The organism is Microbacterium sp. AR7-10, from assembly GCF_001878835.1.
Lineage (GTDB): Bacteria > Actinomycetota > Actinomycetes > Actinomycetales > Microbacteriaceae > Microbacterium > Microbacterium commune.
Map to the genome: position 1 here is coordinate 1 of NZ_MJIR01000090.1, position 19,705 is coordinate 19,705.

15 protein-coding genes are annotated in these 19,705 nt (G+C 69.4%); all 15 read right to left on the reverse strand.

Features of this window, described 5'->3' with window-relative positions; genetic code table 11:
- The coding region (locus BFN01_RS12330) for a LacI family DNA-binding transcriptional regulator (RefSeq protein WP_071644652.1) at positions 1–1,010 on the reverse strand (1,010 nt) is incomplete at its 3' end.
- A gap of 151 nt (positions 1,011–1,161) precedes the next feature.
- Positions 1,162–2,199: an ABC transporter permease gene (locus BFN01_RS12335; RefSeq protein WP_071644653.1), complete on the reverse strand. Its 1,038-nt coding sequence runs from the start codon at positions 2,197–2,199 to the stop codon at positions 1,162–1,164.
- Complete coding sequence (locus BFN01_RS12340; protein WP_071644654.1) at positions 2,196–3,266, reverse strand: ABC transporter permease; 1,071 nt, start codon at positions 3,264–3,266, stop codon at positions 2,196–2,198. The genes BFN01_RS12335 and BFN01_RS12340 overlap by 4 nt, the downstream gene beginning before the upstream one ends.
- Entirely contained in the window at positions 3,263–4,870 is a 1,608-nt protein-coding gene (locus BFN01_RS12345; protein ID WP_071644655.1) for a sugar ABC transporter ATP-binding protein, read from the reverse strand. The genes BFN01_RS12340 and BFN01_RS12345 overlap by 4 nt, the downstream gene beginning before the upstream one ends.
- 64 nt (positions 4,871–4,934) lie before the next feature.
- A complete protein-coding gene (locus BFN01_RS12350) occupies positions 4,935–5,936 on the reverse strand; it encodes a substrate-binding domain-containing protein (protein ID WP_071644656.1) in 1,002 nt (333 codons plus the stop codon).
- Positions 5,937–6,150: 214 nt separating this feature from the next.
- Positions 6,151–7,692: a sugar ABC transporter ATP-binding protein gene (locus BFN01_RS12355; RefSeq protein WP_071644657.1), complete on the reverse strand. Its 1,542-nt coding sequence runs from the start codon at positions 7,690–7,692 to the stop codon at positions 6,151–6,153.
- Positions 7,689–8,708, reverse strand: coding sequence for a LacI family DNA-binding transcriptional regulator (locus tag BFN01_RS12360; protein ID WP_071644658.1), 1,020 nt, complete (start codon positions 8,706–8,708; stop codon positions 7,689–7,691). The genes BFN01_RS12355 and BFN01_RS12360 overlap by 4 nt, the downstream gene beginning before the upstream one ends.
- 157 nt (positions 8,709–8,865) lie before the next feature.
- Positions 8,866–12,003 carry a family 43 glycosylhydrolase gene (locus tag BFN01_RS12365; protein WP_256221146.1) on the reverse strand — a complete coding sequence of 1,046 codons (3,138 nt, stop codon included), beginning with the start codon at positions 12,001–12,003 and terminating at the stop codon, positions 8,866–8,868.
- 312 nt (positions 12,004–12,315) lie between these two features.
- Positions 12,316–13,575 (reverse strand): FAD-binding protein, encoded by a 1,260-nt coding sequence (locus tag BFN01_RS12370; protein WP_071644659.1) that lies wholly within the window; start codon positions 13,573–13,575, stop codon positions 12,316–12,318.
- A gap of 66 nt (positions 13,576–13,641) precedes the next feature.
- Positions 13,642–14,628, reverse strand: coding sequence for an arabinan endo-1,5-alpha-L-arabinosidase (locus BFN01_RS12375; RefSeq protein WP_256221147.1), 987 nt, complete (start codon positions 14,626–14,628; stop codon positions 13,642–13,644).
- Entirely contained in the window at positions 14,625–16,124 is a 1,500-nt protein-coding gene (locus BFN01_RS12380) for an alpha-N-arabinofuranosidase (protein WP_071644660.1), read from the reverse strand. The genes BFN01_RS12375 and BFN01_RS12380 overlap by 4 nt, the downstream gene beginning before the upstream one ends.
- Entirely contained in the window at positions 16,121–16,801 is a 681-nt protein-coding gene (locus BFN01_RS12385) for a YesL family protein (protein ID WP_071644661.1), read from the reverse strand. The genes BFN01_RS12380 and BFN01_RS12385 overlap by 4 nt, the downstream gene beginning before the upstream one ends.
- Positions 16,798–18,162, reverse strand: a complete 1,365-nt coding sequence (locus BFN01_RS12390; RefSeq protein ID WP_071644662.1) for an arabinan endo-1,5-alpha-L-arabinosidase — start codon at positions 18,160–18,162, stop codon at positions 16,798–16,800. Before BFN01_RS12390 ends, BFN01_RS12385 begins: the two co-directional genes overlap by 4 nt.
- A 2-nt stretch (positions 18,163–18,164) precedes the next feature.
- The gene (locus BFN01_RS12395; protein WP_313479616.1) at positions 18,165–19,130 is read right to left on the reverse strand and encodes a carbohydrate ABC transporter permease; all 966 of its coding nucleotides are present in this window, start codon (positions 19,128–19,130) and stop codon (positions 18,165–18,167) included.
- 7 nt (positions 19,131–19,137) lie between these two features.
- Positions 19,138–19,705: carbohydrate ABC transporter permease (locus BFN01_RS12400; protein ID WP_143187240.1), on the reverse strand; the 568-nt coding region annotated here is incomplete at its 5' end.

The following is a 19,705-nucleotide window of genomic DNA, read 5'->3' on the forward strand; positions in this document are numbered from 1 at the left end:
GGACGCCCGGCCCGGACGGGCGCGATCGACGCCCTCGCGCACAGCACGGGCGGCACGGGGTCGCGCGGCGCCGCCGCCTCGCCGATCACCGCGGCCACCGCACGACGAGCGAGTTCGTCGAAGTCCTGCCGAACGGTGGTCAGCGGCGGCCAGTAGTGCTCTGCATCCGGCACGTCGTCGAAGCCCACCACGCTCACGTCGCGCGGCACGTCGAGCCCGGCTTCGCGCAGGCCGGTGATCAGGCCGAGGGCCATCTGGTCGTTCGCGCTGAAGACGGCCGTCACGCCGAGCTCGCGCACCGCCGCCGCGGCCGCGCGTCCGGAGGCGGCGGACCAGTCCCCCACGATCACCGGCCCGTCCGGCATTCCGCGGGCGGCGAGCTCCTGTGCGTAGCCCTCGGCCCGCGACTCGGCCTCGAGCCAGTCCGCAGGACCGGCCAGGTGCGCGATGCGCGTGTGGCCCGCATCGGCGAGTGCGGCGACGGCGAGACGCGCGCCGGCCGCCTGGTCGACCGAGAGCCCTCGGATGCCTCGCCCCGAGGCGTGCAGCGTGACGATCGGCACGCCGATCTGCAGGGCATCCAGCGCGTCCAGCGTCCGCGCGTGCGGGGCGACGACGACGATGCCCTCGACGCCCTGCGACACGAGGTGCTGCACCGCGGCGACCACCGCGGCCGCGTCACCGGCATCCGCGAAGGCCGCACTGACCCAGTACCCGGCACCGCGAGCCCTCGCCTCGATCGCCGCCAGGCTGCGTGACGGGCCGTACTGCAGCGCGTCGGATGCCAGCACGCCGAGTGTGCGCGAGCGCCGGGTGCCGAGTGCCCTGGCCGCATTGTTGACGCGATAGCCGAGCTCGGCCATCGCGGCGAGCACGCGCTCGCGGGTGTCTGCGGCGACCTCCGGATGCTCGTTGAGCACCCGCGACACCGTCTGGCGGGAGACACCGGCACGAGCCGCGACCTCGCGGACGCCGACCGGACGCCTGCCCATCGCATCCACGTCGCTCACCGTCCCGAGTGTACGGCTCGGCCGGCGAACTCCTCCCCCGAACGGATGTCGGCACGGTGGACGGATGCCGGCGCGGATCTCCCGATTCTGCCGACAACCGTCCGTTGCGCCGACATCCGCCCCAGAGGGCGACCCTCGCGGCTCAGATCTCTCATTCCTTCTTGCGGATCACCGCGCGCTGCAGCAGGACGAAGACGAGCAGGATGCCGCCGGTGATGATCGTGGTCATCTCGGGCGGGATGCCGCCGTCGCGGGTGATCAGCACGGTCATCAGTCCGAGCACGAGCGCACCGACCACTGAGCCGAGCACGTATCCGTACGCGCCGGTGAGCACCGTGCCGCCGATGACGGCTGCGGCGATCGCGTCGAGCTCCCACCCGATGCCGGTGATGTTCTGAGCCGTGCCCAGGCGCGCCGTGTAGAGCACGGCAGCGACGCCGGCGAGCGTGCCGCTGATCACGTACACCAGAACCTTGCTGCGGTGCACGGGCAGGCCCATCAGCAGCGCGGAGCTCTCGGATCCTCCGATCGCGTACACGGTGCGACCGGTCCGGGTGCGGTGCAGCACGAAGAACGCGGCGGCGACCACGACGACGGCGACGATCACCGCGGGCGTGATGGTGAGGTCGTTGACCTTCGGGCCGTCGATGACCTTGATCTTCTCGCCGATCCAGCGGATCGGGGAGTCCTCGGCGAGGCGCTGAGGCTTCGTGCTCAGCAGGGATGCCAGGCCGCGGCCGAGGAACATCATCGCGAGCGTCGCGATGAACGGCTGCACGTTGAAGTACCTGATGAGCAGTCCCGAGCACAGCCCGAATGCCGAGCCCATGGCGATCATGGCCACCACCACGAGCAGCGGAGGCCACCCGGCACCGGCGAGCATGACGCCGGCGACCGACGAGAACGCGATGATCGACCCGACCGACAGGTCGATGCCGCCGGTGAGGATCACGAAGGTCAGCGCGACGGCCAGCACGATCAGGTGCGCGTTGTTGATGAGCAGGTTCGACAGGGTGCTCGCCTGCACGATGCGCCCGTAGGCGATCTCGCCGTAGACGATCATGGCGACGAAGATGACGACCGAGGCGATGGTCGGCAGGATCGACGGGTTCGCGGTGATCGTGCGGCCCACGCGCGCGGCGAGGCTCGCGCGGGCGGGCGCGGCGGGTGTCGCGGTCATGGTGTTCATGCCGCCACCTCCTTCATCTCGGACGTCTCGGCGCTCGGAGGGGAGGCCGGGGTGCGACCGCGCCGGAACCAGGCGCGCACGCGCTCGGACTGCAGCAGGCAGATGACGATGATCACCGTCGCCTTGAAGGCGGGGGTCGCCGACGACGAGACGCCGAGGAAGAGCACCGTCTTGTCGAGCGTGGCGATGAGCAGGGCGCCCACGAACGCCCCCGACAGCGAGAACTTCCCGCCCATCAGGGAGGCGCCGCCGATGACGACGGCGAGGATGGCGTCGAGCTCGAGCTGGTAGCCGGTCCGCGAGATGTCGACGGTCATCACACTTCCCACCGACATCACGCCGGCGATGCCGGCGAGGACGCCGCTGAGGATGTACGCGGTCAGCAGCAGGCCCTTCGGCTTGATGCCCGCCATGCGGCTGGCTCGGGGGTTGATGCCGATCGCCTCGATCATCAGTCCCAGGGCGCTGCGGCGCACCACCCAGGCGACGGCGATCACGATCGCGACGGCGAGCAGGAACACGACGGGGATGCCGACGACGTAGCCGTTGGCGATCCAGCGGTAGGTGTCGTTGCTGGCCGCGGTGTTCTGGCCGCCGGTGATGACCTTCGCGATTCCGCGCCCGGCGAGCATCAGCACGAGTGTGGCGATGAACGGCTGCAGCCCGACGTAGGCGACGAGCACGCCGTTCACGGCACCCAGCAGCGCGGTGATCGCCAGCGACAGCCCGACCGCCGCCAGGGCGGAGCCGGCCGAGGTGCCGTCGGTGCTGCGCAGGAACTCCATCGACACGGCCCCGGCGACCGCCATGAGCGAGCCGACCGACAGGTCGATGCCCGCCGTGGCGATCACGAGCGACATGCCGATGGCGATCATCATGATCGGCGCGGCCTGGCGCAGGATGTCGATCACGTTGCCCACGAGGTGGCCGTTGTTCGGGTTGACGGTCAGGGCGAGATAGCCGGGATCCTTCAGCACGTTCAGCAGCAGCAGCGCGACGATCGCGATGATGCCCCAGAAGAACGGCTTGTGGATCAGGTCTCGCCAGACGGTGGTCGCGTTCTTCATCGCGCCCCCTCCTCTGCGGTCGATGCGGGGATGCTGTCGGGCAGGGCGCCCTCGGCCTCGTCGAGTGTGGCAGCCGCGACGTCGGTTCCGTGCGCGGCGATGACGTCCACGATCTGCTGGGCGTTGACCTCGGGGCCGTTCTGGATCTCCCCGATCTTCTCGTGGTCCTTCAGCACGACGATGCGCTCGGAGAGGCGGACGACCTCCTCCAGCTCCGACGAGACGAACACGACCGCCACCCCGTCCTCCGCGAGAGCGGCGACGGCCTCCTGGATCTCGGCTTTCGCGCCCACGTCGATTCCGCGGGTCGGCTCGTCGAGGATCAGCAGCTCCGGCTTGGTGGCGAGCCACCGCCCGAGCAGCACCTTCTGCTGGTTGCCGCCGGAGAGGTTCTTGATCATGCGGTTCGGATCTGCGGGACGCACGTTCAGCTCGGCGATGTACTTCTCGACGATGGCATCCTGCTCCTTCCGCGGCAGCGGTCGAGCCCACCCGCGCTCGGCCTGCACGGCCAGGATGATGTTCTCGCGCACGGTGAGGTCGCCGATGATTCCCTCGTCGCGCCGGTTCTCGGTCGAGAACGCGATGCGCGCGTCGAGTCCGTCCGCGGGCGAGCGGAGCTCGATGTCGCGACCGTGCAGCTGGATGGCGCCCTGGTCGGCCCGGTCGGCGCCGTAGAGCAGGCGGGCGAGTTCGGTGCGACCCGAGCCGAGCAGGCCGGCGAAGCCGACCACCTCACCGGGGCGGATGTCGAGGTCGGTCGGCTCGACGGAGCCGCGGCGGGCGATGCCGGATGCCGACAGCAGCGGCTTCTCGTCGGCATGGCGCGCTTCGGTGCGGCGGTTGCCGCCGAGCGATGTGAGCGCGTCGAGGTCCTTGCCGATCATCTTCGAGATCAGCGCGTGGCGGTTCAGGTCGCGCGTGAGGTACTCGCCCTCGTACCGTCCGTTGCGCAGCACCGTGAGGCGGTCGCTGATGGCGTAGATCTGGTCGAGGAAGTGCGACACGAAGAGGATCGCGACTCCCTGATCGCGCAGCGTGCGCATCACGGTGAACAGGCCCTCGACCTCGGCCGCGTCGAGGCTGGAGGTCGGCTCGTCGAGGATGAGCACCTTGGCCTTGACCGCCATCGCACGACTGATCGCGACGAGCTGCTGCACGGCGATCGAGAGGGTGGAGAGCGGCTTGTGGGTGTCGAGGTGCGACAGTCCCAGCCTGCCGAGCGCCTCGGTGGCCGCGCGATGCGTCGCGCGCCAGTCCACTCCGAACGGCCCGCGGATCTCGTGGCCGAGCATGACGTTCTCGCCGATGCTGAGGTTGGGCGCCAGGTTCACCTCCTGGTACACCGTCGAGATCCCCGCGCTCTGCGCGTCGCCGGTGCCGCTGAACTGCCGTTCCTGGCCTGCGACCACGATCGAGCCGGAGTCGATCCGGTAGACGCCGGTGAGCGCCTTGATGAGGGTGGACTTGCCGGCGCCGTTCTCGCCCATCAGGGCGTGCACCTCGCCGGGGAAGAGCCGGAACTCGACGTCGTCCAGGGCTTTCACACCCGGGAACTCGATCGAGATGCCGCGCATCTGCACGATGGGCAGTTCTTCGGTCATCGCTGTCTCTCAGTCTGTGGTGACGGATGCCGGGTGGCGCGCTGCGCGCCACCCGGCTCTCCGATCAGTACTTGCGGTCGGCGAGCACGGCCTTGGCCGCGTCGGCCGAGTCGAAGGCCTCGCTGGGGACGATGATGTACGAGTCCACGTCCTCGCCGTCGAGTGCCTTCTTCACGACGTCCAGAGCGGTCTCGCCGAAGAGCGGGTTGTACTCGTGCACGTAGCTGAGCTTTCCGTCTGCGAGCGCCTGGATGGCGTTCTTGGTGCCGTCGATCGTGGCGATCTTGATGTCCTGACCGACGACGAGGCCCGCCTCCTCAGCGGCCTGTGCGGCGCCGAGGCCCATCTCGTCGTTCTGCGCGAAGACGAACTGGATGTCGTTGCCGTTGGCCTTGAGCATCGTCTCGAGCACGCTCTTGCCCTCTTCGGTCGACCAGTTCGCGGTCTGCGCGTCGACCTTGTTCAGCGCGGAGTCGCCGAGGCCCTCTTCGAAGCCCTCGTTGCGCTCGTTGACCACGCCGACACCGGCCGGGCCCTCGAGGACGACGTAGTTTCCGCCGTCGGGGAAGGCCGAGGCAGCCCACTCGCCGACCTCCTTGGCGACCTCGACGTTGTCGGGCGCGATGCGGGTGACGTACAGGCTGTCGTCCTCGGGCTCGATGCCGCGGTCGAGCAGGATGACCGGGATCTCGGCCTCCTGCGCCAGCTTGAGCGAGTCCTCCCAGCCCGTGGCCTCGGTGGCCGAGAGCAGGATGACGTCGACGCCCTGGTCGACGAAAGCGGTGAAGCTGTCGATCTGCGACTTCTGATCGAGGTTGGCTGCGGGCGCGTAGCTGAGCTTGTAGCCGGCATCCTCGGTGAACGTGTCCTTGATGTTCTGCTCGTTCGCCTGACGCCAGCCGCCCTCGGGGCCGACCGCCACGAAGCCGACCTCCACGAGGTCGCCCGATGCGCCTGCGTCGGACGTGCCGTTCTCGTCGGCGCCGCCGCAGGCGGTCAGGCCGAGCGCGAGCGCACCGACGGCCGCAAAGCCGAGTACCGCGCGGATGTGCTTCTTTGCAGACATAGTTCTCCTCCTTGAGAGACCGGGGCGCTGCCCGGAGGGTGGGCCGTGCGGCCCTCGGGTGATTGCGGGATGCGTTGCGTCCTGCGTCTGGATGTTACCGGGAACATTCGCGGCGGCACAAGCGTGTTGCATAACGTTCGCGACTCGACGACGGACTCTCGACGCCGCGCGTGTGCGCCATCGTGAGGCGCGCGTCTGCGCGAGCCGCGGCGGCTCAGTCGGCGTCGCCGGCGGATTCCGCGGCGATCATCTCCACGATCGTGTCGACGGTGACCCCGGGCCCGTTGCTGAGCTCGCCGATCTTCTCGCGGTCCTTCAGCACGACGATCCTGTCGCTGAGCCGCACGACCTCCTGCAGCTCGGACGAGATGAAGATCACGGCGACACCCTGCCCGGCCAGAGCGCTGATGCTGCGCTGGATCTGGAGTTTCGCGGCGATGTCGATGCCGCGCGTGGGCTCGTCGAGGATGAGCACGTGCGGACGAACAGCCAGCGCCCTGGCGAGCAGCACCTTCTGCTGCGTCCCGCCGGACAGCTGCTCGACCGGGCGGGCGAGATCGGCCGCACGCAGATTCAGCACCTCGACGTAGATGTCCAGCAGCACCCGCTGCTCGGCCTGCGGGATGGGGCGCGTCCACCCGCGCAGCGCCTGCAGCGAGAGCAGGATGTTCTCGCGTGCGGTGAGCCCGGCGACGATGCCGTCGGTGCGCCGGTTCTCGCTCGAGGCCGCGACACGGCGGCGCAGGGCCGCCGAGGGGCTGTGCAGCCGCACCCGCTCGCCGTCGACCCACAGCTCACCCGAGTCCGAGCGCAGCGCGCCCGCCATGAGCGCACCGAGCTCGGTGCGTCCGGCACCGCGAAGTCCGGCGAACCCCACGATCTCGCCTCGATGCACCTCGATGTCCGTCGGGCGAAGCTCGCCTCTGCGCCCCAGAGCGTCGGCGCGAAACGCCGGCTCTCCCTCCGACACGTAGTGATGCGCCTTGCGTTCGGACCCCAGCGCCCGCAGCCCCTCGATGTCCTTGCCGAGCATCTGCGAGATGACCTCGGCCCGCTCGAGCTGCCGCGTGAGCGTCTCGGCCACCTTGCGGCCGCCGCGCAGCACGCTCATGCGGTCGCTGATGGCGAAGGCCTGCTCGAGGAAGTGCGACACGAACAGGATGGCGACACCGCGGTCGCGCAGTCCGCGAATCACCCGCATCAGCGCGGCAACCTCGCCGCGATCGAGGCTGGAGGTCGGCTCGTCGAGCACCAGCACTCGCGGCTCGTCGACCACGGAGCGCGCGAGGGCGACGAGCTGCTTCTGGGCGGGCGAGAGGAACGCGAGCGGTGTGCGCGGGTCGAGGTCGTCGACGCCGAGCCGAGCAAGCGCCTGCGCGGCATCGGCTCTGTTGCGTCGCCAGTCGATACCCCAGCGCCCGCGACGTTCGCGCCCGAGCATCACCGCCTCGGTGACCGTGAGGTTGGGACTCAGCTGCATGTCCTGGAACACCGTCGCGATCCCGGCCGCCCTGCTGTCGCCGACACCGCCGAACGAGCGCTCCTCGCCGTCCACGAGCACCGTTCCCGACGTCGGACGGCGGGTTCCGGTGATCACGCCGATGAGCGTCGACTTGCCTGCGCCATTCTCGCCCATCACCGCATGCACCTCGCCGGGGAAGAGGCGGAAGTCCAGAGCATCCAGTGCCCGCACGCCCGGCAGCTCGACCGTGATCCCCCGCAGCTCGATCACGGGAGCGGCGGCCGCGCCGCTCATCGTGACTCCCGCGGCTTGGCGGTCGAATCTCGCACCACGAGCTCGGTCGGGATGCGCGTGAACGACGGCAGCTCGCGCTGCTCGATCGCCGCACGCAGCATCTCGACGACGGCCCCGCCCAGTGCGTGGAAATCCTGTCGCACGGTCGTGAGCGGGGGGAGGAAGTGCCGCGAGAGCGGCACGTCGTCGAATCCGACGACGCTGATCTCGCCCGGCACGTCGAAGCCCCGCTCGTGCAGCCCGTGGATGAGGCCGATCGCGGTGTCGTCGTTGGCCGCGAAGATGGCGGTCGCCTCAGGAAGTCGCTGCAGTCCCATCGCGAAGTCGTAAGCGAAATCGGCGCTCCAGTCGCCGACCACGATCGGCCGCTCCCGGATGCCCCACGACTTCGCCCTGGTGTGGAACGCCCGCTCCCGCGCCCTGGCGTCCAGCCAGTCGAGCGGGCCGGAGATGTGCAGGATGTCGCGGTGGCCGAGGGAGACGAGGTGGTCGACCACGAGGGTCGCACCCGCGTGCTGGTCGATGGAGACGGTGAGGAAGGTCGGATCGGGGTCGGCCTTGACCACCAGCAGCGGCACGCTCATCGTCACGCGGCGCAGCGCCGCCACCGACGACGACCGCGGCGCGACGACGCAGATCGCATCGACGCCCTGCGTGGTGAGGCTGTCGACCGCGTCATGGGGGGTCATCGTGTCGCCCTCGTACAAGGCGATGGGTGTGACCGAGTAACCGGCCTCGCGCGCCGCGAGCTCGACCGCACGCAGGATGCTGGTCGGACCGTGCGCCACCGGGCTCTCGACGATAACCCCGATGCGCTGGCTGCGCTGCGTCGCCAGCGCACGAGCGACCAGGTTCGGCCGGTAGTCGAGCTCTTCGATCGCCTCGAGAACCCGGCGACGGGTCTCGGGTCTGATGTTCGGGTAGTCGTTGAGCACCCGAGACACGGTCATGTGCGAGACGCCGGCTATCGACGCGACCTGCCTGATGTTCGGTTTGTCGGAGCCGACGTTGGCCATGCGTCTCCTCCGTCGGCTTGCCTGTCGAGATGTTACCGAGCACAGCACGGCCATCGCAACGCACCGGCGCCGGCAGACGCGCGATCAGCCCGGCCGCGCCCTCTTTCGGAGGCACGACCGGGCCGATGGCATCAGCGCGGAGTCCGACGACTCAGGGTCATCCCGCGAGCTCGCTCACGCCGGACCGGCGGCGCCGCAGCATCCACAGACCGGAGCCCGCAGCCAGCAGCAGCGCCGCGATCGCTGCGGCGAGGGCGCTGCCCGAGCCGTCCGCACCGGTCGTGGCGAGTGCGCCGCCGTCCGAGCCGGCCGGCGCCGTGCCGCCGGTGGTGGATCCACCGGTGCCGACACCGCCGTCGCTCGAACCGTCACCGCCCGGGTCGCCATCGCCCGGTGCGGCGGCGGCCGTCACCGTGAGAGGCAGCCGCGTCAGTTCTGCACCGTCGGCGCGCAGCACGATCTCATGGGCACCCAGTTCGATGTCGGCCGGGATCACGACGGTGGCCGACAGCGCGCCGCCTGCCACCCGCGCCGTGCCGAGCTTGCGGTAGGTGCTCTCGATGCCGATCTCGACCTCCGCGGCGTCGACGCCGGCTGCGGTGATCGTCACCGAGCCACCGGCCTCGACCTGCGTGCTCGAGAGCTTCGCCGTGAGCTCCTGCTCACCGGGTCCCGAATCCTGCGATCCGGTGAACGCCCAGTTGTCGATCTCCACGAGGTCGACGCCTGCCTCCGCGCCTTCGCCGCCGGCGAACACGAAGAACACGTCGTGCTCCCCGGTCGCGCCGTCGACGTCGGCCTGCACGGTCGTCCATTCGCCGACCGCGCCGTCCACCGGCAGGGTCGCCACGACCGGCCCGTCGGGCTGGTCGAGACGGACCTGGATGCTGCTGCCCTCGGTCAGCGGCTTCACCCGCGCAGACACGGTCTTCGCGCCGGCTCCGAAGTCGACCCCGGAGACGCCGGTGAAGTCACCGTCGTCGACCGATGCCACGACGAGGTTGCCCCCGCCGTTGTGCTCGGGGAACTCGACGGATGCTGCCTCCGTCTTGGCCGTGGTGATGCCCAGCTGCCATGCGAGGGTTTCGGCCTCGAACGTGCGATACGGGTCGAACGCCTCGACCTGCTCGACGCCCGCGCGGGTCCCCTGCACCGGCTTGATGGTGCCGTCGGCGTTGAACTCCAGCTTGTCGATGTGCACCGAGCGGTAGCCCTGCGTGGCGCCCGGGCTGCCGAACGCGGCGGCCCAGGCGGCTCCGCGTGTCTGCGCGTGGTAGGTGAAGTAGGTCCCACCCTTGTAGGTGAACATGTCGGAGTGGTTGTTGCCCCCGTTGCCCGCGCCGAAGAACGTCGCCTGGTTCAGGAAGGCTTCACCCGCGTACTTCGAGGCCGTGAGATCCATCGGATCGTCCGTCATCATGTAGGCGATGGCCCCGGTTTTCGGGTACTTGCCTGCCTCTTCCTTCACCTGGAAGTTGGACGAGTAGGAGTAGTAGTACTTGCCGTCGCGCTTGAACATGCTGGACGCCTCGAACATGCCGGGAGCGTCGATCTCGACCGGGTCGCCGTCGAGGGTCACCAGGTCGTCCTTCAGCTTCACGACTCGGGTCGACTTGGGGTTCTGCGGGCCCTGCACGTTCGGCGCGGTGCCGATCTGCGAGTTGCCGCCGAAGTAGAGGTAGGCCTGACCGTCGTCGTCGATGAAGATCTCGGGGTCGAACAGCCACATGCCCGCGGGGAAACCGCCCGAGGCGATGTAGTCGCGGTCGACGGTGTCGGGGATGATCTTCTTTTCGAGCGGGTCGGTCCACGGCCCGAGCGGCGAGCCTCCGACGACGACGGCAGTCCCGGTGCCGCTGTCGCAGAAGTACAGGTAGACCTTGCCGTCCTTCTCGATCGCCGCGGGAGCCCACGAGTTGCGCGCCCAGGGAGCGGCGCCACCCTCGCGAGCGATCGGGACCGCACCGTGATCGACCCAGTTCACCATGTCGCTGGTCGACATCACGTTGAGACGCGTGATGGCACCGTAGCCGTTCGACTGCGTGGGCAGGCCGTTGGCGTCCTTGCTGTTCGCCTCGTACTGCTGCGTGTCGTCGGTGGAGTAGATGTAGAGCCGACCGTTGTACACGAGGTGGTGCGGGTCGGCGCCGAACTTGTGGCCGACGAGCGGGTTGTGGTCGCCGATCGGCTTGGTCTGCACGTCCTCGAGCCCCTGATAGGCCGGCTGCTCGGGAGCGTCCGCGATCTTGATCAGCGAGATCTCGTCGACGGCGAAGTCCTGCAGGGCGTTCGAGCCCCACGGCGTCTCGATGAAGAACCAGTTCGCGTCGGCGTGCTTCGCCTCAGCAGTGAACTCCTGCGAGAACGATCCCCACTCCCCCTTGGTGAAGGTGTGACCGTAGTCGGCGCAGCCGTTGAAGTTCGACGGGCAGAAGGTGAAGTTGAAGCGCTGCGTCGCCTCACCTTCGGTGTACTTCAGCTTTCCGCTCATGCGATAGGTGGCGCCGGCCTCGAGCTTGCCCGAGACGTCGGCGAAGGGCCCTGACTGCGTGTTCTCCCGCTTCGTCGCGGCGAGTGCGTGCGAGCCGCTGGCGGCGTCGGCGGTGAGCGCCAGTTCGCCGCCGCGGGTGTTCGTCCATCCGGTCGTGCTGCCTGCGAACCGCCCGTCGGGCAGCAGGTTGCCCGGCACGGCCGGCGGCTCGGTCACGGCCGGCGCGCCGTCGTCTGTGCGCAGCGAGACGTCGTCGATCACGAACGACTGGATGTCGGTGTTCCACGGCGTCTCCAGGAACAGAACGTCGTAGTCCGCGGTCTTCGGGGTGAAGGTGGTGGTCAGCGTGGCCCATTCGCCCTTCTTCGCCGCGACCGACCCGACGACATCGCACTGACTGCGAGACGTCGTGCAGAGCACCGCGTTGAAGTTCTGCGTCTCACGGTTGTTCTGCGCCTCTGTGAACTTCAGGGAGACGCTGAGGTCGAACGACTTGTCGGTCGCGAGCTTGCCGGTGACGGTGGCAGCGGGGCCCGACTGGAATGCGGAGCGGCCACTGATCGCCAGCGCCTTGCTGCCGCTCTTGGCGTCGTCACTCGAGGCCAGAGTGCCGCCGAAGGGCGCGGTCCAGCCCGAGATCCCGGTCTCGAACGTGCCGTCGGCGACGAGGTCGACCGGAGCCGCGAAGGCGGCCTGGCCGACGGCGGTCGCCGAGGAGGCGACCAGCGCGGTGACTCCGATCACCGCGGCCACGCGCCGGGCTGATCGGCGCCGACGGCGCGGAGGATTGTCGTGTGTTCTCACGTGTACGAACTCCTTCTAGTGCATCGGCCGTCTCAGCGCTCGCCGAAGAGCGGGCGCGCTCGAGCAGCGGCATGAGGGGATGCCGCTCATGCGCGCCCTGAGACGGCAGGTGGGGAAGATCGGCCCGGTCGGGCCGGCGGCCGGAGCCGCGATCAGCTGGGGCCGCGCCACCGGGTTCGGTGGGGTGGGGTGTCTCCTCCTCGAGATACGACAGATGCCACGGCGTTGGGGCCAGCTGATTCGGATGTTACCGGTATCACGACGCGGAACACAAGAGGCTGATCACCGCGTGACGCTGCCGCGTCGCGCCCGTCAGAGGCCGAGCAGCTCCAGGCGCCGGTTCACGAGTCGTCGCTCCGGGTCGTACGACGCGGCGAGCGCCGCGAAGTCGTCCCAGCGCGGGAAGCGCGCGCGGACCTCGGCCGCGTCGAGGGTCGAGATCTTGCCCCAGTGCGGCCGCGCCGAACGCGGCAGAGCGGCCTCGAGCGTCGGCAGCAGCGCCCGCACCGCGGACTCGTCGGGTCGCCACGTGAAGTGGATGCCGACGGCATCCGTCTCGAACGACGAGCTCAACCACAACTCGTCGGCTCGCACCGTGCGGATCTCGTTCACGAGCAGCAGCGGCGCGATGCGCGACGCCAGCCCGCGAACCGCCTCGATCGCATCGATCGCATCGTGACGCGGCACGAGGTACTCGCTCTGCAGCTCGACGCCGGCTGACGGGGTGAACGCGAGCCGGAAGTGCGGCAGCCGCTCGAACCACTCCCCCGCAACACCGCCCTGCTCGCTGCACGCCCGCGGATCGGCGCCGAGGATCGGGTGACGCTTGCCCGCGGCGGGCACCGCCCCGAGCGATGCGGCGACGTCCGTGCGCTGGTCGACGCGGTCGTCGGGCTGACGCTGCTTCACCCACAGCTGATCGGCGGCGTCGGTGCGCTGCCAGGTCGAGAAGATGCTCACGCTGGTGCCGGCGCCCGTGACCGCGTCGAGGTCGGCGAGGATCGCGTCCCAGTTCGGCCCCTCGTAGACGTGCTGCGCGACGGCGTACGTGGGCTCCACGTCGAGCGTGAGGTCGATCACGGCGCCGAGCGCACCGAGCGAGACGACAGCGCCGTCGAAGTCGGGGTCACCGCGGCGCAGTTCGTGCACCTCGCCGTCGGCGCTCACGATCGTGAGCGCCCGCACCGCGGTCGCGAGCGAACCGGAGCGGTCGCCCGATCCGTGCGTGCCGGTGGCCACAGCGCCGGCGATCGAGATGTGCGGCAGCGAGGCGAGGTTGGCGAGCGCGAGACCGGAGGCCTCGAGCTGAGGTGCGACGTCGCCGTAACGCAGTGCGCCGCTGACGCGCACAGCGTCGCGCGCGTCGCTGACCTCGACGACACGCGGCATCCGATCGAGCGCGATGAGCACTCCGTCGGTGTCGGCGATGTCGTTGAACGAGTGCCTGGTGCCCAGCATCCGCACCCGCTCGCTCGAGGCGAGCGCCGTGCGCACCTCGTCGATCGATCCGGGATGAACGAGCCCAGCCGCCCCGTAGACGACGTTCCCTGCCCAATTGCGCTCGGTGCTCATGCCGTCATGATCCCACGGTGAGGGCATCGGGCCGGCCGAGGCGTGACGCCCGGCCGTCCATCGCGCTCACCAGCTCGCCCTCGGCCAGCCGTCCTGCCACTGCAGGGGCAGCAGGCCGAGCGTGGGGACGCCGTCGGCCGCACCGTCGTAGTAGTGGAACGCCAGCGTGTCGCCGAAAACCGACTGTCCGCCCGGCCCGATGCGATCGGCGCCGTCGCCGGAGAGCACGACCGTGCCGCCGTCGTCGAGCAGCGAGGTCCCGTCGGCATCCAGGTAGGGGCCGGCGACGTCCTTCGACCGCCCGACGACGATCTCGTACGTGCTGTCCACTCCCCGGCAGCAGAATCCGCGCGAGACGAACAGGTAGAACCAGCCGTCGCGCGCGACGATGTACGGCGCCTCGATCGCGTTCTCGACGAGACCGCGATCGGCGAGGCGAAGCGGCGCGGCGGAGTCCGCGCGCAGGCCGCTGGGCCACTCGAGTTCGACCATCCGGATGCCCGATGAGAACGACCCGAACGACATCCACGGTGTGCCGTCCGCGTCTTCGACGATGCCGGCGTCGATCGCGTTGAAGTCGGTTCCCTCCGACGCGATGACCTCACCGCGGTCGACCCACTCGAAGTCGGGATCGTCGGGGTCGAGGGTCGTGTTCGTCGCCAGGGCGATGACCGAGTCACCGCTGCCGAACGTCGACACCGAGTAGTAGAGGTACCAGGTGCCGTCGTGCTGGTAGAGCTCGGGCGCCCAGAGGTTGTCGACACCGGGTACCGCGTCGTCGAGCCACGCCGGCTTCTCGTCCCACACCTCGCCCGCATACTCCCAGTCGACGCCGTCGTCGGAACGGCGGATCTGGATGTTCCCGTCGGCGATCTGACCGTTGCCCGTCGAGTAGACGAAGCGATCGTCGCCGACCTGCACGTAGGCCGGGTCGTGCACGAACACGTCGCCGGTCAGCACGGGTGCGACGGCGGTCGCCGGCGCGCACCCGGTGAGCGCCGCCGCTGCGATCAGAGCAGCGGCGGCGCCGACCGGGCGCAGGTTCCGGGTCACGACAGCGACAGCGCCGACCACGAGACCGGCGGCAGGGTGACGGTGAGCACGCCGTCGCGGATCACCGCGCCCTCGAGGGCCTTCAGCCCGACCCGGTCCTGCTCGGCGAGCGTGTTCTTCGCGTACACGTCGTCGTCCCACAGCGTGACGGCCTCGTCGATGGTCGTGATGCCCAGCCCGTCCACGGCGATGCTCACCTCGATCGACTCGGTCTGGCTGCGGTTGACGAGGAACACGGCCGCGGAGCCCTCATCGACGGTGACCACCGAGTCGACCAGGGGCGCCTGACCGTAGACGGCGGTGTCGTAGGTCCCGACCTCGATGCGAGGCGCGATCACCTCGCCCTTCGCCAGACGCGACGTGATCGAGAAGGGGAAGAAGGTGGTCTGCCGCCACGCGTCGCCGCCCGGCTCGGTCATGATCGGGGCGATCACGTTCACGAGCTGCGCGAGCGAGGCCGACGCGACGCGGTCGTGGTTCTTCAGCAGCGTGATCAGCAGGTTGCCGAGCACCACGGCATCCGCCACCGAGTAGACGTCCTCCAGCTGGCGCGGCGCGTAGCGCCACTCGTCGTTCACCTCGTCCGACTCCCGGTGCTCATCGAGGTACCAGATGTTCCACTCGTCGAACGAGAGCTTGATCTTCTTGCTCGACTTCAGCTTGTGCCCCACGTGATCGGCGGTGGCGACGACCGTCTCGATGAAGTACTGCATGTCGATGGACGACGCGAGGTACGAGGCGAGGTCACCGCCGCGCTCCTGGTAGTACGCGTGGCACGAGATGAAGTCGACGTGCTCGTAGGTGTGCTCGAGCACCGTGCGCTCCCAGTCGCCGAAGGTCGGCATGCCGGAACCCGATGACCCGCACACCACCAGCTCGAGCGTGCGGTCGGCCGCCTTCATCGCCTGGGCGGTGCGGGCCGCGATCTTGCCGTAGTCGTCGGCCGTCATGTAACCGGTCTGCCAGGGGCCGTCCATCTCGTTGCCCAGGCACCACATGCGGATGTCGTGCGGTTCGACGGTGCCGTTGGCGATGCGCTGATCGCTGAGTGCCGTGCCCGACGGGTGGTTGCAGTACTCCAGCAGGTCGAGCGCCGCCTCGATGCCGCGCGTGCCCAGGTTGACGGCCATCATCAGCTCGGAGCCGGTGAGCTTGAGCCAGCGCGAGAACTCGTCGACGCCGACCTGGTTGGTCTCGAGCGAGTGCCAGGCGAGATCACGACGCACCGGGCGCTTGTCGCGCGGTCCGACCGAGTCCTCCCACCGGAAGCCGGAGACGAAGTTGCCGCCGGGGTAGCGGATGGTGGTCGAGCCGAGCTCGCGCACCAGGTCGACGACGTCGAGACGGAAGCCGTCCTCGTTCGCGGTGGGGTGGCCGGGCTCGTAGATGCCGTCGTAGACGCAGCGGCCGAGGTGCTCGACGAACGAGCCGAAGATGCGCCGATCGATCGGAGCGACGACCGCGGTCCGGTCGATGGAGATGCGTGCCTTGGTCACAGGATGTCCTTGTCTGGGTTGGGGGTGGCGGAGTCGAGGGTCGGCTGCGCGGGGCCGATCGGAAGCCGGGCGAGACGGCGGTCGATCAGGCGCACGGCGACAGCGAGAGGAACGGAGATACCGACCAGCGGGATCGTCACGGGGAACACCCCGGCGATGACGGCCATGGCGAGCAGAGCGATGAGCACGCCCAGGCCCGTCGCGGGGGCGGAGAGCGCGACGGCGACGGCGACGCGCAGCACCGCGGAGGGCCGGTCGCCGTGCCGGGCGAGCAGGGTCAGCGTGACCGCGAGGGTCACCACGACGATGAGAGCGACGATCGCCGTGAGGCCGGAGAGCACCGCGGCGGCCGGTCCGGCGAGCCGGGCCAGCGCCGCCGCATCCGCAGCCAGCAGCAGACCCGCGATCAGGAACGGGATGCCGGTGAGGTTCGCCCGGCGGAACGCGGCACGGTAGTGCCGCACGAACGCGCGCACGATGCCGTCATCGGCGGGGCGCCCGCCGGGAAGCAGGACGGATGCCGCGGCGACCCCGGCCGGCATGAGCCCGGCCACCACGCCGCCCGCGAGCACGCCGCCGATGAACAGCAGGTTGACGAGCACCAGGGTCCACACGGCGTCGAGCATCTGCATGACCCGGCCCGTCCACCCTGCAGCGGCGTACGTCTCGGCGCTCATGAGCGCACCGTCTTCGAGCCACTCCAGACCACCCCGTCGGCATCGATGCCGCTGAACGCGAGCACCGGGCATCCCGCGACGGGATCCCATGCGCCGAAGACCACGGCATCCAGCCCGGCGGCGGCTCCCGATCCGGCCGAGCCGGACGACGCGTCCGGGATCACCGTCAGATGGGTCGTGACCGGCTCTCCTGCGCTCGTCAGATCCGACTCGATGCGCACGCGCTCGGCGTCGACGACGCCGGCGGTCTCCGGCGCGAAGCGCACGGCATCCCACTCCCCTGCGACGGGCTCGGCAGCGGCGAGGCGCTCGGTGCCGTCGCCCGCGTACGGGTGCGGCGACACGACGGGCCAGCCCGTGGCGGTCCAGTGCACGCGACGGATCTGCGCCTCGTGCTCGGTCGGGGCGTCCGCGAAGCGCACGTGGTGCACCATGAAGGTGTCGGTGCCGTCGTGGAAGATCGAGTTGTGCCCCGGAGCGATCAGCCCCGCGCCGCCGGGAAAGCGCAGACCGCCGAGCACCTTGGTGCCGGTCGAGACGGCGTGCTCGTCGGTCGGCGAGGTGAGGTCGCGCCCCTGGTGGTCGAGGTACGGCCCCGTGATCGAGTCCGAGATGCCCACCCGCACGCTGTACGTGTCGACCAGCGAGTCGTACGACACGAAGAGCACGTGGCGACCGTCGCGCCGCACGACGTAGGCGCCCTCGATCGCGCCGTCGACACCGGCGGGTCGTCGGGCGATCAGCGTGCCCGGTTCGTCACGTCGGCGCCTGCCGGTCTCGAGCGCGAGCTCGACCGCGTGGATGCCGCCGAAGAACGATCCGTACAGCATCCACGGTGTGCCGTCGCGGTCGTACCCGACTGCCGCGTCGATCGCGTTGATCGTGTCGCGCGCGTGGTCCGTCGCGATCACGATGCCCTCGTCGCGCCAGGGACCGACGGGCTCGGCCGCCGTGGCCAGTCCGATCGCCGAGGTGCGCGAGCCGAACGTCGACGCGGAGTAGTACATGTGCCACCGCGTCTCCCGCGGTACGTCGCCCTCGGCATCGGCATCGGCGGTCGGCCAGCGCACCACCTCCGGCGCCCACAGGCCCACCGCCCCCGACCACGAGCCGGCGGGAGCCGGCACCCCCTTCAGCGCGGTGCCGCGGTAGGTCCACGTGACGAGGTCCGGCGAGGTGCGCACGTGCACGCCGGCCGGCACCCGGTCGAGCCCCGACGCGGCGTCGGTCGAGAACATGTACCAGAGTCCGTCGTCGCCGCGCACGACGGTCGGGTCGTGCGCGTTGCGCGCACCCCAGGTCGCGGTGTCTGCGGTGTCGACGGTGTCTGCGGTGTCTGCGGTGTCTGCGGTGTCGATCATGCTCAGCCCTTGGCCCCGGTCAGCGCGACGGATTCGATGATCTGCCGTTGGAAGATCACGAACACCACGAGCACGGGGATGAGCGCGATGAACGATGCGGCCATGATCAGCGGGTAGTCCGTCTGGCTCGCGTAGGTGGCGTTGAAGCTCGCGATCACCAGCTGCAGTGTCTGCCTCTCCGGCGAGTTCAGGTAGATGATCGGCGCCAGGTAGTCGTTCCACACCGCCATGAACCACAGGATGAACTGCGCAGCCACCGCGGGGCGGATGGCGGGGAAGATCAGCGTCCAGAAGATGCGCAGATACCCGGCGCCGTCGAGTTTGGCGGCCTCGATGATCGAGTCGGGCACCGAGTCCAGGAACTGACGCAGGAAGAAGATCATCACGATGTTGCCGAACAGGCCGGGCAGGATGAGCGGCCACAGGGTGTCGACCATGCCCAGATCGCCGAACATCTTGAACTGCGGGATCATGATCGTCGGGAACGGGATCATGATCGCCACGAGCAGGGTGAGGAAGACGACGTTCTTGAAGGGCAGCCGCATCTTCGCGAACGCGAAGGCGGCGAGTGCGCTGGTCGCGGTGCCCACCACCGTCACGCTCACTGAGACGACGATGCTGTTCCAGATGCCGCTGGCCAGCGGACCCGCCGACCACACGCGCAGATAGTTCTCCCACTGCACGGGGTCGGGGATCCACTGCGGCGGCAGCGCGAACACCGCCTCACGGGTCTTCAGCGATGTCGTGAAGGTCCACAGCAGCGGCGCGATCATGATGATCCCGCCGACGGCGAGCACGATCGTGACGATGACGTTCATCGAGCGGTAGGAGCGCGAGCGCATGCCGACCGGGGTCGACGAATCGCCGATCGGGGCGCGTCGACGGCGGCGGCCGCCGGGGTCCTGAGGGAGCACTGCCACGGCGGTCGCGGGGGCGGGCGACGGCGAGGTCGAGGTCGTGAAAGTCATGGCTGCCTCACTCGATCGAGAACTGGGAGCGTCGGTTCATCTGGAACTGGATCGCGGTGATGACGAAGACCAGCAGCCCGAGAACCACGGACATCGAGGTGGCGTAGCCCATCTGGAGGTAGTTGAAGGCTTTCTGCCAGATGTACCAGACGATGGACGCCGTCGAGAACTCGGGCCCCCCGGTGGGGGTCATGATGTTGATCTCGATGAAGATCTGCGCGCCGCCGATGATGCTCGTCACGACGAGGAAGAAGGTGACCGGCCGCAGCATGGGAATCGTGATGTGGCGGAACTGCTGCAGGGCGTTCGCACCGTCGATCGCCGCCGCCTCGTACAGGTGCCTCGGCACCGACTGCAGGGCGGCCAGATACAGCAGCATCGAGAAGCCGACGCCCTTCCACACCGCCATGATGATGATCGCGGGCTTCGCGGTGGATGCGTCCTGCAGCCAGTTCGGGCCGTCGATGCCGAGCATCGCGAGCACCTGGTTGATGAGGCCGAAGTCACCGTTGTAGGCCCACTGCCACAGGATCGCCACGGCCGCGAGCGACGAGATGACCGGCACGTAGTAGACC